Raw genomic sequence first — 12,841 nt, 5'->3', positions numbered from 1 at the left:
CCCCCCTAGGCCAACGGAGATGTCAGCCGCTCTCAAGGCGATACGGTCAATGAGCCCGTCAAGCGCTCTGATCTTCGCGCCGCGCCGATACGATACGAATCGAGCCCACCGAGGCGCATCAGGCCGGGGATGCCGCGCGCCGCCCCTCTCCACAACGTCCGGCGAGACCGCGAATGCAAAAGCCTTTCCGGTGCGCGTGAAGCTGTGGCGTGGCAGCCAGGGGATAGCCGCCCCTTTGACGCCCGATGTTTTCCCATACCATCAGGCCGGATATGACCGCGGCATGACGAATGCCGTTGACAGGTGATGCGGCGACCCTCTAAAGAGCGCCTGCCGACCCCGATGGGGAGGCCACCTGCCCAGGTGGTGGAATTGGTAGACACGCAGGTTTCAGGTACCTGTGCCGCAAGGCGTGAAGGTTCGAGTCCTTTCCTGGGCACCATTGATCCGCTAAGCGATTGATGGATCGGTAAATTCTGATAGATCAGAGAGTTACGTCGCCCGAGTGCTACAAACGGGTGATACAATTGGCTCTGACGATGGCACGTCCCTTCAAGCATCGGAAGACTGGCGTCTATTGGTTCCGAAAGGCGGTCCCGCAGGACTTGCGCGGTATCATCGGCAAGACCGAGATCAACAAGACGCTAGACACCAAGGACGCCGCCGTGGCCCGAACGCGCCACGCGGAGATGGCTGTTACCGTTGAGCGTGAGTGGCAGGAGCACCGCAGGCGACAAGCTCTCCTGTCCGGCCCCATGCTGGACGAAGTGGACAACGAGACGATCGCGCGCGCTGGGAAAGTCTATTACGCCGCTCTCCTCGAAGAAGACGAGGAGGTGCGGCTCGATGGCTTCAGTGATGAGCCTCGGCTTCCCCTTGAACGGCCTGACGACCCTGAAGCGGCGAACGATCTCATAGCCCGAGATGGCTTCAAACGGCCGACCTTCGACGCGCGGCAGGCGGATCGCGAATGGCTGGACGCCCACAACCGAGCACAATGGGCTCGCGGCACCATCGATCCCTTTTATGCTGGGGAAGTGGATGAGGTCATGTCCTGGCCGCAGTTCGGCATCCGCCTCGCTCCCAACTCCCCAAGCCGTAAATTCATCGCCCGAGCCCTTCAGAGCGCAGCTATCAACGCCGAGAAGGCCCGCCGGGAGCGCGATCAGGGCGAACCTATCGAAACGCCGCTGATGCCTGAGCCTGCGGCTGCCAGTCATTCAAGACCAGAACGCGCATCCTCGAAGCCGAAGAATGGGGAAACAATCACATCGCTGCTGGCCGACTGGTGGAAGGAAGCCCAAGCCACGGGGACGAAACCCAGCACGTATGACAGCTACGCGCGTACGGTGAAGTATTTCATCACCTTCCTCGGGCACGACGACGCAACCCATGTGGCTCCTGCGGACGTGGTGGCATTCAAGGATCACCGCTTGGCGTCGATCAACCCGAGGACCAACAAGCCGGTTTTACCCAAGACCGTCATGGATAGCGATCTTGTGGCGCTGAAGTCCCTGTTCGGCTGGGCTGTGATCAACCACCGGGTGCCCTCGAACCCGGCAACCGGCATTTCCATCAAGCGCGCCCGAGTACGCAATCTCCAGCGTGACCCCGGCTTCACGGATGAGGAAGCTGCCGCCCTTCTGAAGGCTGCGGACCTGTATACTCCGGGCAATGAGCATCCGAAAACCGCTGCGGGCAAACGATGGCTGCCTTGGCTCATGGCGTACACTGGCGCTCGGGTAGGCGAAGTTGCTCAGCTTCGGAAGCAAGACATAAAGCTGGTAGACGGTATGTGGATCATCCACATCACCCCGGAGGCGGGAACCGTGAAGACCGACAAGCCTCGATGGGTTACCGTACACCTCCATCTGATCGAGAAGGGATTTCCCGAGTTTGTGACTTCGGCATCACCCGGCCACTTGTTCCTCACGCCATCTGCCGAGGGGGACGTGTTGGGGCCACTTCAAGGCTTGAAGAACAGGCTTGCCGAGCTGGCGCGCAGCATCGTAACGGACCCTAGGGTGGCCCCCAACCACGGCTGGCGTCACCGCTTTCGTGCTCAATGGCGACTGGCCGAGCTGTCGATGGACGATAACGAGTTCATTCAAGGGTGGAGTTCAGGAAAGAGCAGCGCCCGATATGGCATGACTCATTACGTAATGGTCGCGAAGTCGATGGCGAAATTTCCTCGGCAAGACATCACCCGCAGTGCCCCTCAAGACGCGGTGCCTGCTCCAGTCAACACCCTGTGAACTGACGCCTTGCCGATCTCGAGGCGCCTCGCGATCTCCGACAGGCTGACCCCTTGAGCCGATAGGGCCTTGATCTCCTCAGCCTTGGCCCTCGCGGTCGGCTTCCGGCCCTTGTACTTGCCATCGGCCTTCGCCTTGGCGATGCCTTCGCGTTGCCGCTCCAGCATCATTTCGCGCTCGAACTCCGCAACACCCCCAAGGACGCTGAGCATGAGCTTGCCCGTGGGTGTGGTCGTATCGATGCCGAGATTGAGGATGCGGATGGCAACGTCCTTCGCCTGAAGGGCACGGACGATCTCCCACATGTGGGGAACCGAACGGGCCAGCCGGTCCAGCTTGGTGACCACGAAGGTATCGCCCTTGCGACAGTACGCGATGGCCTCTTCAAGGCCCTTCCTGGAGCCTACTGAGCTTGTCTGCTCCCTGAAGACCTGCTCACACCCGAGGGCTTCCAAGTCCCTGACCTGGGCCTCCAGGCCCGCTTCCTGCTCGACTGTGCTTGTTCTCGCGTACCCGACCAGCATGACCCGCCATCCGTTCCAATGAAGTCTTAGACAACGTGAGGCCGACCGTTCCGAAAGTCAATACTATTTATACGGAACGGCAAAGCTCATGCCTTGGAACGACTCACTGGGGCTTGGCCTATCGGAACGACGAGTTTTGCGAGATCGACGATGCGTAGGAACTCCTTCGTGAGCAGACAATTGGAAAGCGGATCGAAATCTTCACCGGCATACGTGGAACCGGCGCGGAAACACCTGCGTGCGGTCATTTACCTTCACTTTTGGCAGGACAAGGACCTACCGAGGCCCCCACTGGGGGAACCTCAAAGCAGGCAACTGATCGATCCTGTGTCAAACTTTTTCCGGGGAAATTTTGGATGTCCGACTCGGGGCTCAAGCGGGCCGTGAGGAAGAGTGCCCTTTACCGTGAGTGCGAGTTGTTAGAGCATAGCAGAAGGTGGACGGTCGGGGGGGGGAAATGATGGCTGCCGAAATGCTTGTCGAAGCGAGCAAATCACTTGAGAGAGTTCAACAATTCGATGCAGAGCAGTTGCCTCGACGCGACGTTCTCGGTTCAAGCCTATCATTCGACGCCGCCGTAGAACCCGCTAAGCGGATCATCGGACTTTTCCAGCAACTCCCAATCGAGCACCTGAAAGACCTCCCCACTGGATCACTTCAGCAAATCCGCGATCTGGCAAATAGCTTTTACAGCACGCTACAAAGCATATTGCAGTTCTCTACCGAAACTGATGGGAACCCGGCTGCTCTCCGACAGCAGTACATCGAGTCGCTCAAAAGGTTATACGATGATATTTTTAACATTGTTCATCCGTTAGTAGGGTACCTCACCAGTCGCCAGCGCGACTTTGGTGCACTGGAGCGCGCAGCTCGGGCTGCCGTACAGTCTGCGACGGATCAGGCCGGTTTAGTCATGGAGCAATTCGCTAAGGATCGCGAGGAAGTTCAGCGTATCCTCAACGAAGTTAGGCAGGCTGCCGCCGAACAGGGCGTGTCGCAGCAAGCCATCTATTTCAAGGATGAAGCCGAAAAGCACGAGACCTCGGCGGACAAATGGCGGACCTACACGGTCCGTACCGCGATTGGTCTAGGCGGGTTCGCTGCTGTCAGCGTATTTCTTCACAAAATCCCGTGGATCACCCCAACAACGACATATGAAGCTGTACAGGTTGGGTTGAGCAAGTTGCTGATATTTGGCGTGATCGCCTATATGGTGGCGCTGTGTGCCAGGAACTTCCTTTCGCACAAGCACAACGGCATCGTGAACCGACACCGTCAGAATGCCTTGCTGACCTTCAAATCACTCACGGATGCCGCCAGCGGCGAAGACCGACGCGATGTCGTTCTGACGCATGCAGCAGCCTGCATCTTCAGCCCTCAGGACACCGGCTACACTCGTGCATCAGGCGGCCAAGACAACTATTCCGCGACTAAGTTGATAGAGGTCTTACCCAAGCTGTCCTCATCTAGCGGCGGTTCCAGCTAGCGGAGCTAAGGCCGAAGCGGCTCATCGCTGGGCTGATAAGTCCACACTTGCCCATCGCTTAACGCTATCAGTTAATCTGAGGGTGTCTCCGAGGACGAAATCAGCTCGCCTCGACACTGCCGCACTCACAGCTAACTTCAGATCTCACCACCCAAGGCCAGCTTCTCCAAGGTTAAGAGAAGCGAGATTTCGTCCCAGCATCGTCTCCCGAAAAGTCCACCCGGATGGTCATGGACAAAATGGTGGCGAGTTTGTTCGGCATACTGGCTCACCAGCCTTAGAGGTCATCTCCGGCGATGCTTCTCCGCTGGAGCGACCACACAGCTCTTAACGATCGGCTGAGAGTAATTCTCTCGCTGATTGAGCGGAATTTTTCTTTATCTTACAAAGACTAACAACCCGCGCTGTTGCCTCTAAGTGTCCCAATGGGACAGCAGAGCTAGAAATCTTGGCCGTCCATTGACGCGTCATCGACCTGCCCCCAGCGAGCGCTGAGTTCGTCTTCCTCTTCATGGCGCGCCTGAAGCTCCTTCAACGCGCTGGCTAGAAGCCCAACGAGCTCATCCCGATCGGCCCAACTGGTTGCCTCATCGAACGCCAGGAAGAGGCTCGATAAGTTCTCTCGGGCTCCCGCAAGGGCGTCCTTGCGACGCTTCAGGGCCTGTAGGCCACCTTCGGGTTTGGGCGCATCCTCATTCGCCATCCGCTCGGCGACGGCACGATGGTCCTCCCGTATCCAGCGAAAGACACTAGACTTTGGGGCGCCTAGAACCTCCGCGATGTCGCGATAGCTCTTGAGCGAACCATTCGCGTTGATGTGCCTGCGCGCGTGGATGTAGGCCTTCAGTACGTCACGCAGGCCTCGCGCTTTAAGGGGCTGCCCGTGCCTGAGATTAGCTTCGGCCGCCAACCATCTGGCCTGCCGCCGCGTCGTCCTGATAACGTAGGCCTCAATTTCCTGCCTACCATCCATCTGATGGACATTATACCGGTGATGGCCATCGATGATGGCAAGCGAGGTCTCAAAGCCGCCATGTTCCTCGTGGGCTTCAAGTGCCGCAATTACAATTGGGTCCAACCGTGTGCCCGATCGCAGGACTCCTGCCAGCCGCGTCAGGTTGCGCGAGTCAAGGCCATCCCTGATCTGAAACACGGGGTCGCGTCGGATATCCCCGAGCGGCACGCTGTAGGGTCCCAGCGGCTGCTCCCGTTCGGCCCCAGCAAGGTCCTTCCTGAGCCGCTCCCACTTGAACGTCGTTGCGCTTGGGTGCTTCCGTGAGCTGAAGATGCCGCCTGCTCCCTCGTCATCAACGCCCGACCTCTTCTTTCTCATTCCAGTCCCTTCAGCGCCTCATGCAAGGCGTTCACTTCATCCTGCTGCTTCTGCCTGTCCCGCTCTTCCAGCTTCGCGAGATGGATGCCAGCGCCCCCGAATGCCTCAGCCAGCCACTGCCCGATGATCACAGCCGCTTTCGGTGCGAGGTCCTTGTAAACCCGCTTTGTCTTACCGGTCTTGTGATCGTACCACTCGCCCGCATTGACCTCGGCCAGTCCCCGCACACGCCGCACCAGTTGCATCCTGAAGCCTGCATCGCTGGGGAACCGGTGAGGCTGGTCCTGCTGCATCATGAACATCGCGAGCACCGTATGGATCACCTCGCGCGGCTCCAGGGGTTCCCCGAGGGTGACGATGGCATGGGCCGCGATCCGCTCATACCGGACCATAGGCTGTCCCCGCTGATAGGCGGCTAGAACACCCCGCGCGTGACTTTGGAGGGCCTCCCAGCGTTCCTCAAGCTGCGCCCATAGGGGGCTGCTCTTGTTCTTCTCCACCCGCCTCACGACCTGCCTGAGATAAGGCGCGAGCTGGGCCTTGGTGACTGCCTCCTGATCGACCGCGCCATGACGCCGCAACCGTGCGCGATGGGTGGTGCAATATGGGCTGTATCGGGAGGTGGTCTGCGAGGAGCAACCGGGTGCTCGACAAAGGCGACTCATGCAAAGCTCAATATCTGCGGCCCTGCCTAGCCAGACAGAGACGGAAATGAATAGCGGGTGCAGGTGGTGATGGCCAGAGCGCGCCGTTTGATGAGTCGGAGACGGTGCTGCGATTAGGGTAAGGCCTATGAGCCAGGAGGGCTACGCATTAAGCTTGGCCTCGCCTAAGGGGGAAGGGGAAGCTTATGTGTGACAAGGACACGCTACCGCAACACCCGACGGAAGTCGCCGATGAAGTGGCATATAGGACAGCTCGCGCCACGGTTGGGGTAGTCCCATTCGCCGGTACGTTCCTCCAAGAGCTGATGGACGTTGCCATTGGTTCTCCACTCGAGAAGCGGCGTACGGATTGGTTTAGATCACTTGCAGCCGAAGTGGCACGGCTTCGGGAGCAATCGGAGAGCTTCGATCCGCATCTTCTCGCGGGCAAACCAGAGTTTGTTAGCGCAGTCTACGAAGCTACGACGATAGCCATGAAGACCCACCACGAGGAGAAGCTAGCGGCTCTTCGAAATGCCGTGCTGAATGTAGGACTTGGCGCCGGTCCTAGCGAATTATTTCGCGGCCAGTTTATGCATTATCTGGACCGATTTTCCGTGTCCCACATAATGATGCTTCGAGCGCTGCATTCACCCGACAGCTATGGAACGATGGCAGAGGTCACCATGAATTTTCAAGGAAAGCGGGAGGACGGGAACCTACAGCGTGCGCTTGCGGCTACATTCCCAGAACTAAGCGAGGCAGGACTACTCTCCCAAGTTTTTAGCCAACTTCGAGACGAAGGTTTAGTCAGCATCAACATGGGCAACACCAATGTTGGGATGCGGTCGGGCTTAACAGGACTTGGCGAGGCGTTCCTTGAGTTCATTTCGGGACAGGACTTCTCTGACGCCTGATGTCCTCCGTCGCGACACGGAGGAGTGGCAATCGTTCAGCTCCTCGCCACCACGAACAGTAGCTACGAATGGACGTAACTACAACAGAGTGCTACAGAGAACGAATGGGGCGTAACGTAACTAGCTGTTTTTAAATGAGTTTACCTGGCTGATAGCCAGTCCTTTCCTGGGCACCATTGATCTCTTGACGCCTTGCGCAGCAAGAACTTCAAGGCACGTAAGGGTTTCAGCCTCTCGCCCTGGTACACAGGAGAGGCACATATGGTCATCGCGATGTCGCAGCCCTGGAAGCACCCGGACGCCGGCGTGTTGTATTTCCGTGGCCGCGTTTCCGCTGAGCTCATCGAGACGTTGAAGAACCAGAAACTCACCGTTCGTGTGGGCGATACCTACCGCACGTTCACCGTTGCGGCCATGGGCGTTAACGTAACTCGCAGAAACACCCATCCTGCTTCTCCAAGCAGGCTTTAGCTTTCCAACGCCTCGTTGGTACACTGGTAAAGTAAGGACGGGACTTGGCACGTAGCAGGTTGCTTCCTGGGTATGCCGGACACATCGTAATGCCCTGGGATAAGGCCGCGGATCAAAACGGGTATCAGCTTCCCCAGCTCCCCACCGGAGTTAACCATCATGAAACGCCGGAATTTCCTCAAAGCATCCGCGTTAGTGCCTGTCTCCGTCGGTGCGGCGGCGATCTCGCCGGTTCTTGCCCAGACACCAACACCGCTGGAAGCGATGACCACGCAGGTCAGCGACAGTCTGTTCGCCTCCGACGGCCTCGCCGTCCCGGTCCCCGACAAGCCGGTGCCCTCGCGATTCGCTGCCGGGCTCGACCGCACGCTGGTGCTCGGTGGCGGCGGTGAATACTACGTCGCATGGTATTGTGGTTTCTTCCACGGCCTGCTCGAACTCGGCGTCGATCCGGCGGCCCTCGCCGAGATGGTGGTGGGCACCTCGGCCGGTTCCTATGCCGGCTCTTCGCTCACGTCCGGGCATTTCCTGCGAATGCGCAGCGAGATCGAGTTCTTCGGGCAGTTTCCAAGCCTGTTCGCCAAGCTCGCGCCGCTCTCCGCCCCCAATGCCAGCCAGAAGCGCGCGCAAGAGATCAACTTCAAGGTCACCAGCGGTGATGCCGCTTCGATCCGCGCCATCGGCCATGCGGCGCTGGCGGCGGACAACCACGTCAATGGCGGGGCTGTCGAGCGGTTAGCGTGGCTTCTCACGGGAGACAGCCGCACCGACTGGCCGGTCGCCAAGATGTTCACCACGGCGAATGATTGCTACACCGGCGAACGTCTGGTGGTGCATCAGGATGTGGCCCGCAGGAATGGCATTCCGCTCGCCCATGCCGCCGCCGCCAGCTCCTCGCTGCCTGGGGTTATGGGACCGACACTACTGGGGCAGCGCTATTGCATGGATGGCGGCATCTCCAAGACCTGGGCGCACACCGATCTGGTTGCCGGCTCGAAGCGCGCGCTCGTCATTACCCTGACCAATGGCTATGAGGGCAGCCTGCTCACCGGCATTCCTCACGATATCCATAAGGAAATAGCAACACTGGAGGCGACCGGCACCAAAGCGATGCTGATCATCGCCGGCACGCCACCGGGCGTGAACCTGCTCGATCCCGGCCAGATCGCTCCCGCGATCAAGGCAGGTTATGAGCGCGCCAAGATCGAGGCGCCGAAGATCAAGGACTTCTGGGCCTAGCCGCGGTTATTTCGGATTTTTGTGTTCCTCTGACGCGCTTCGATCCTGAATTCTGTAGGCGAGCGGATGGCGTGTCGATCGCTGGCAATGCCAAAATACGCCATGGCGCCCCCGCAATGCCCATGCCGGGTGCCTCTCGACCGGTTGCCACGCGCGCTTCAGCGCACCATGAAGCCGATGGCCACCGCATTGGCGATGTCGATGAAGAAGGCGGAGACGAGCGGCAGGATGATGAAGGCGATGGGGGCCGCGCCATGCACCTTCGTCACCGCGGTCATATTGGCGATGGCGGTGGGTGTCGCGCCGAGGGAGATGCCGCTGAACCCGGCCGAAACCACGGCCGCGTCGTAGTCGCGGCCCATGGCGGGGAAGACCACGAACAGGATGTAGGCTACCGCCGCAACGGTCTGCACGCCGAGCACGAGAAGCAGGGCCGGGCCGAGATCACCGAGCGTCCATAGCTGCATGCTCATCAGCGACATGGCGAGGAAGACGCTCAGCGACAGGTCGGAGACGAGCGACAACGCCTTTGTCCGCGTGGGCCAGAGTAGCCCGCGGAAGACGTAAGGGATGGTGTTGGTCATGACGATCGCGACCATCAGGCAGGCGACGAAGAGCGGAAGATTGATGCCGAGTTCTTCCAACAGCTCATCCACGGTGAAGCCGATCAGAATGGCGATGTTGAGCACCAGGATAGTCCGCAGCAGGCTCACAGCGCTCACGTCATTCCGCACGTGCCCGTCAGGGTCATCCGGCAGGCCAACGATAGGGGCCTTCTCGAGGGGACCGCTCAGGCCATAGCGCGCTATGAGCAGGCGCGCGACGGGGCCGCCCACCAGGCTCGCGATGACAAGGCCGAGCGTGGCGCTGGCAATGCCGACCTCCAGCGCCTGGGGTATCCCGAAACGCTGCTCGATGATTGGCGCCCAGGCGATCGTCGTGCCATGGCCGCCGATCAGGGAGGCCGAGCCCAGAAACGCCGCGAGCCCCTCCGGCAGGCCCAGCAGGGCGACGCTGCCGACCGCGATAATATTCTGCAGGACGAGGAAAACGATGGTGATCGCCAGCAGGATGGCGAGACGACGCCCGCCCGCCATGAGGTCCGACAGGCGGGCGTTCAGCCCGATCCCCGTGAAGAAATAGAGGAGCAGCATGTCGCGCGCCTGGAGATCGAAGGCAACCGCGGTATCGAAGAGATGGTAGGCCGCGAGCGTCACGAGCGCGGCTATGAGGCCGCCGGTGACCGCCTCTGGAATATTCCAGCGTCGCAGCGGCTCAACCACCCGATTGAGCCCCGCTCCGGTAAAGTACACCAAGATGGCGATAGTGAAGGACAGTAGTCCCGGAACGGCAATCGTTGTCATGTCCGCTCTTAGAGCAAAGGACACGATGCCAGGCAACTGTTGGTTGCGACTTCATTGGCTCATCGCCCCAGGCACGGGGCAAGGCGTCAGAATGAGGCGATCCGTAGACCACGATCGATGGCGGCGACAAGCGGTGAGGCGGCACCGGGAAGCGCCACCCTGCGGATGTCGCGTTCGAACGTCAAATCCAGGTGCATGTCAGAAACCGGCCATCGCCAAAGACTGAATTTCGGCATTGGGGTCGACGCCCGTAACACGGATATCCTCTATCGGCACATCCGACCCGCGAAAGCCGGAGTCATGCTCGGTCAGCTCTGCCAAGCTGACATCCCGCACAGTGCGAGCCCCGTATATCGACTGCTCGTCGGCGGGTGGAACGTAGGACGGCGTGAATTGCTTGAAGCTGGAACTCGACCAAGCCTCGTTGAACTTGTGCTGATCATTCAGCCAGACCTGCCGGGGATTGTCATCGGTTCCAACCCAGTATTTCTTTGTCATCCGGTCCTGGTAGAGATTGTAGCCGTCGTCACCATGTCTTATTTCCTTGTAACGCCAATCCCTCAAACCTGCGCTACCTCTTATAGCTGCCGTACCAGCTTTCTCAAGAACATTAGCCATAGATGCACTCCACTATATTTCAAGATCACTCGGCACAATTCGCTCAGATCACCGCCAAGCGATGACTTTTTGCCGAGGCTCGTATCTGATCGAGGTTGATTTTTTCTACCCCAGTTCTTCAATACATAGATGGATAAATCCGGGCGACGCGAATAGTGCAGACGCGGCCGCATTGCAGGCTTCCGCTAAGAAATAAGTTCAAAAGATAAACCCCTTTGAGTAATAAAATATAATATTCATTGAATGTTAAAATTGACGGTCGGATTCGCGGACGAAAATGATCACGCCAGGTAGATTTTTTGGAATATCCAGCGTCAATTCGCGCCATACGCATGGCGAATCTGGAAGCGCCACACGGAATAGACATCCTACGGTCAGTGAATGATCACCTGACCGACATATTCGCCCCTCATTGTGAATATATCAACGAACGTCATCCGAAACTTCCTATTGAGGAATAATCGATGCGTCTCATCATAGCACTCGCGGCAGGCACCACCCTGGCGCTTTCCCCGGTCGCTTACGCCCAAGCGCCCTCCACTCAACCGCCCGCCACACAGCCGCCAGCCACCTCGCAACAAGCCCCCCAGGAAGCGCCGCCTATCCGCAGCGTCCGGGTCCTCGACATCGAGGAGCTGCCCGAGGCCACGCGCACCGAAGTCAACAATGCGGCCGCGCAACGGAGCCCCACCGAGCTGCAGCAGCTGCGCGCGTCGATTGATGCCACGCCGGCGATCAAATCCGCCTTGACATCGAAAGGGCGCACGTCGGCTGAGGTCATCGTGGCCAGCTTGAGCAACGACGGCACGCTGACACTGGTGACAAAAAAGGCGAGCTAGGTAGGTTGAGCTCTGGAATGGCTGTGTCGAAAGCACATCGAAAAGTCTTGCTGGTCCTCGCCAAGGCCTTGTCATGCTCAGCCGGTGACAGGCAGGGATGAGCGTCGATGACGGCGAGCTGCGCGATCCGGCTCGTCATCGCCTCCGCGTAGAACTACATCTCACGGGCCATAGTGCGCAGCGCGATATCGGCACGAGCCCAGCGGTGACTTGCCGCAATTGGTGATAGAGATCATTCGTCGCGCCAGCTTCCCACACGAATCTCATCGCGGCGCCGTCGACGACGAGCTTGGCCGCCCAAACCGCTCTTGCGACGTGCGCCGGGATCACCAGCGCACGTCTTTCCCGGAAGTCTTTCCTGGAGGTCGAGCCGTTTCGGATCCTTTTGGAAAGCGCCGGGCGGCTTACTCACACCGGCGCTGCTTCAGCATTCCTGATAGCGACGACCGCGATAGACATAGGTACGGCAGGTGGGAGTCGTCGCATTCCCGACGATGGCGCCGCCGACACCGCCGATGGCCGCACCCGCGAGCGCACCGCCCGCACGGCCGGTCGCCAAGCCGCCAACCAGGGCACCCGCGCCGGCACCGATGGCGGCACCACCGATGGTCCGATCGGTGCGATCGTTGGGGTTACAGGCAACCAAGCCCATTGCAAGCAACCCTATAATAATAAAATTCTTCATTGAAATTCTCCCACGATATCCGGTCCTTATCGCAGATTGACCGCAAGCGCTCCACGCGAAGACACGTTCGCTCATCTCGCTGAATTTTCGGTTTATCTATCAACGAGAACTGCCCTACCTGTCGGTTGTGGAGCATTCTGAGCCCATCCATCGTTGACGCCACACGACGCGCGCATACCGATAAACGTGCCGATCAGCTCAGGATCGGACCCTCTCCCCTTCGATAATGCGCGGAACGGCGGATTGTTGCAGACGACATCGGCTGTCCCCTACGAATCGGTCTGGCCGCTGGAATGATGCCAACCCGCCTGCAAGCGCCGGATCTCCGTCTCCAGGTGTTACGGCTTGTTCCTCCACGGAGCGCCACCGCATTTCGCAACAATTGTCCCATCGAGCGCGCTTGATCACCCTCAGGTCCAAGCAAAGGGAGGCATTGGCGACGCTTCCGGCTTGGTGATAGGCTCCA

General features: G+C 59.3%; 12 protein-coding genes and 1 tRNA gene. 7 read left to right on the top strand and 6 right to left on the bottom strand.

Annotated elements, in window-relative coordinates; genetic code table 11:
• Window positions 1–357 precede the first annotated feature (357 nt).
• Both KF719_RS18030 and KF719_RS18025 read left to right on the top strand, forming a co-directional pair.
• A tRNA-Leu gene (locus tag KF719_RS18030) sits at window positions 358–442 on the top strand.
• 85 nt (window positions 443–527) lie between these two features.
• The gene (locus tag KF719_RS18025) at window positions 528–2,255 is read left to right on the top strand and encodes a DUF6538 domain-containing protein (protein WP_293510802.1); all 1,728 of its coding nucleotides are present in this window, start codon (window positions 528–530) and stop codon (window positions 2,253–2,255) included.
• Here KF719_RS18025 and KF719_RS18020 read toward each other — a convergent pair.
• Entirely contained in the window at window positions 2,219–2,779 is a 561-nt protein-coding gene (locus tag KF719_RS18020) for a recombinase family protein (protein ID WP_213332661.1), read from the bottom strand. The two genes, KF719_RS18025 and KF719_RS18020, sit on opposite strands and share 37 nt — an antisense overlap.
• 457 nt (window positions 2,780–3,236) lie before the next feature.
• On the opposite strand from KF719_RS18020, the gene KF719_RS18015 reads away from it, so the two are divergent.
• Window positions 3,237–4,265 (top strand): hypothetical protein, encoded by a 1,029-nt coding sequence (locus KF719_RS18015; RefSeq protein ID WP_213332662.1) that lies wholly within the window; start codon window positions 3,237–3,239, stop codon window positions 4,263–4,265.
• Between the two features lie 439 nt (window positions 4,266–4,704).
• Here KF719_RS18015 and KF719_RS18010 read toward each other — a convergent pair whose 3' ends face one another.
• Together KF719_RS18010 and KF719_RS18005 are read right to left on the bottom strand one after the other, a co-directional pair.
• Window positions 4,705–5,598, bottom strand: coding sequence for a ParB N-terminal domain-containing protein (locus KF719_RS18010; RefSeq protein ID WP_213332663.1), 894 nt, complete (start codon window positions 5,596–5,598; stop codon window positions 4,705–4,707).
• Entirely contained in the window at window positions 5,595–5,990 is a 396-nt protein-coding gene (locus KF719_RS18005; protein ID WP_293510799.1) for a hypothetical protein, read from the bottom strand. Before KF719_RS18005 ends, KF719_RS18010 begins: the two co-directional genes overlap by 4 nt.
• A 578-nt stretch (window positions 5,991–6,568) precedes the next feature.
• Between KF719_RS18005 and KF719_RS18000 the strand changes: the two genes are divergently transcribed.
• The 3 genes from KF719_RS18000 to KF719_RS17990 all read left to right on the top strand — a co-directional run bounded on the left by KF719_RS18000 (window position 6,569) and on the right by KF719_RS17990 (window position 8,869).
• A complete protein-coding gene (locus KF719_RS18000) occupies window positions 6,569–7,159 on the top strand; it encodes a hypothetical protein (RefSeq protein WP_213332665.1) in 591 nt (196 codons plus the stop codon).
• Window positions 7,160–7,420: 261 nt separating this feature from the next.
• A complete protein-coding gene (locus KF719_RS17995) occupies window positions 7,421–7,630 on the top strand; it encodes a hypothetical protein (protein WP_293510797.1) in 210 nt (69 codons plus the stop codon).
• Between the two features lie 159 nt (window positions 7,631–7,789).
• Window positions 7,790–8,869: a patatin-like phospholipase family protein gene (locus tag KF719_RS17990; RefSeq protein WP_293510795.1), complete on the top strand. Its 1,080-nt coding sequence runs from the start codon at window positions 7,790–7,792 to the stop codon at window positions 8,867–8,869.
• A gap of 158 nt (window positions 8,870–9,027) precedes the next feature.
• Here the strand turns inward: KF719_RS17990 and gltS are convergent, their stop codons facing one another.
• Both gltS and KF719_RS17980 read right to left on the bottom strand, forming a co-directional pair.
• On the bottom strand, window positions 9,028–10,233 hold the full coding sequence (gene gltS / locus KF719_RS17985) for a sodium/glutamate symporter (protein WP_293510793.1): 1,206 nt from the start codon (window positions 10,231–10,233) through the stop codon (window positions 9,028–9,030).
• Window positions 10,234–10,431: 198 nt separating this feature from the next.
• Complete coding sequence (locus KF719_RS17980; protein WP_293510791.1) at window positions 10,432–10,851, bottom strand: hypothetical protein; 420 nt, start codon at window positions 10,849–10,851, stop codon at window positions 10,432–10,434.
• A gap of 464 nt (window positions 10,852–11,315) precedes the next feature.
• Between KF719_RS17980 and KF719_RS17975 the strand changes: the two genes are divergently transcribed.
• Complete coding sequence (locus KF719_RS17975; RefSeq protein WP_213332670.1) at window positions 11,316–11,690, top strand: hypothetical protein; 375 nt, start codon at window positions 11,316–11,318, stop codon at window positions 11,688–11,690.
• Window positions 11,691–12,114: 424 nt separating this feature from the next.
• Here KF719_RS17975 and KF719_RS17970 read toward each other — a convergent pair whose 3' ends face one another.
• The gene (locus tag KF719_RS17970; RefSeq protein ID WP_213332671.1) at window positions 12,115–12,375 is read right to left on the bottom strand and encodes a glycine zipper domain-containing protein; all 261 of its coding nucleotides are present in this window, start codon (window positions 12,373–12,375) and stop codon (window positions 12,115–12,117) included.
• Between the last annotated feature and the right edge of the window lie 466 nt (window positions 12,376–12,841).

The organism is Parvibaculum sp. (genome assembly GCF_019635935.1).
Taxonomy (GTDB): Bacteria; Pseudomonadota; Alphaproteobacteria; order Parvibaculales; family Parvibaculaceae; genus Parvibaculum.
The sequence above is the reverse complement of the archived record's forward strand: the minus strand, read 5'-3'. Positions and strand labels throughout refer to the sequence as shown.

Coding starts and splice junctions, on each gene's coding strand:
- KF719_RS18020 (WP_213332661.1), bottom strand. CDS start 2,779: ATGCTGGTCGGGTACGCGAGAACAAGCACAGTCGAGCAGGAAGCGGGC.
- KF719_RS18015 (WP_213332662.1), top strand. CDS start 3,237: ATGATGGCTGCCGAAATGCTTGTCGAAGCGAGCAAATCACTTGAGAGA.
- KF719_RS18010 (WP_213332663.1), bottom strand. CDS start 5,598: ATGAGAAAGAAGAGGTCGGGCGTTGATGACGAGGGAGCAGGCGGCATC.
- KF719_RS18005 (WP_293510799.1), bottom strand. CDS start 5,990: ATGGTCCGGTATGAGCGGATCGCGGCCCATGCCATCGTCACCCTCGGG.
- KF719_RS18000 (WP_213332665.1), top strand. CDS start 6,569: ATGGACGTTGCCATTGGTTCTCCACTCGAGAAGCGGCGTACGGATTGG.
- KF719_RS17995 (WP_293510797.1), top strand. CDS start 7,421: ATGGTCATCGCGATGTCGCAGCCCTGGAAGCACCCGGACGCCGGCGTG.
- KF719_RS17990 (WP_293510795.1), top strand. CDS start 7,790: ATGAAACGCCGGAATTTCCTCAAAGCATCCGCGTTAGTGCCTGTCTCC.
- gltS (WP_293510793.1), bottom strand. CDS start 10,233: ATGACAACGATTGCCGTTCCGGGACTACTGTCCTTCACTATCGCCATC.
- KF719_RS17980 (WP_293510791.1), bottom strand. CDS start 10,851: ATGGCTAATGTTCTTGAGAAAGCTGGTACGGCAGCTATAAGAGGTAGC.
- KF719_RS17975 (WP_213332670.1), top strand. CDS start 11,316: ATGCGTCTCATCATAGCACTCGCGGCAGGCACCACCCTGGCGCTTTCC.
- KF719_RS17970 (WP_213332671.1), bottom strand. CDS start 12,375: ATGAAGAATTTTATTATTATAGGGTTGCTTGCAATGGGCTTGGTTGCC.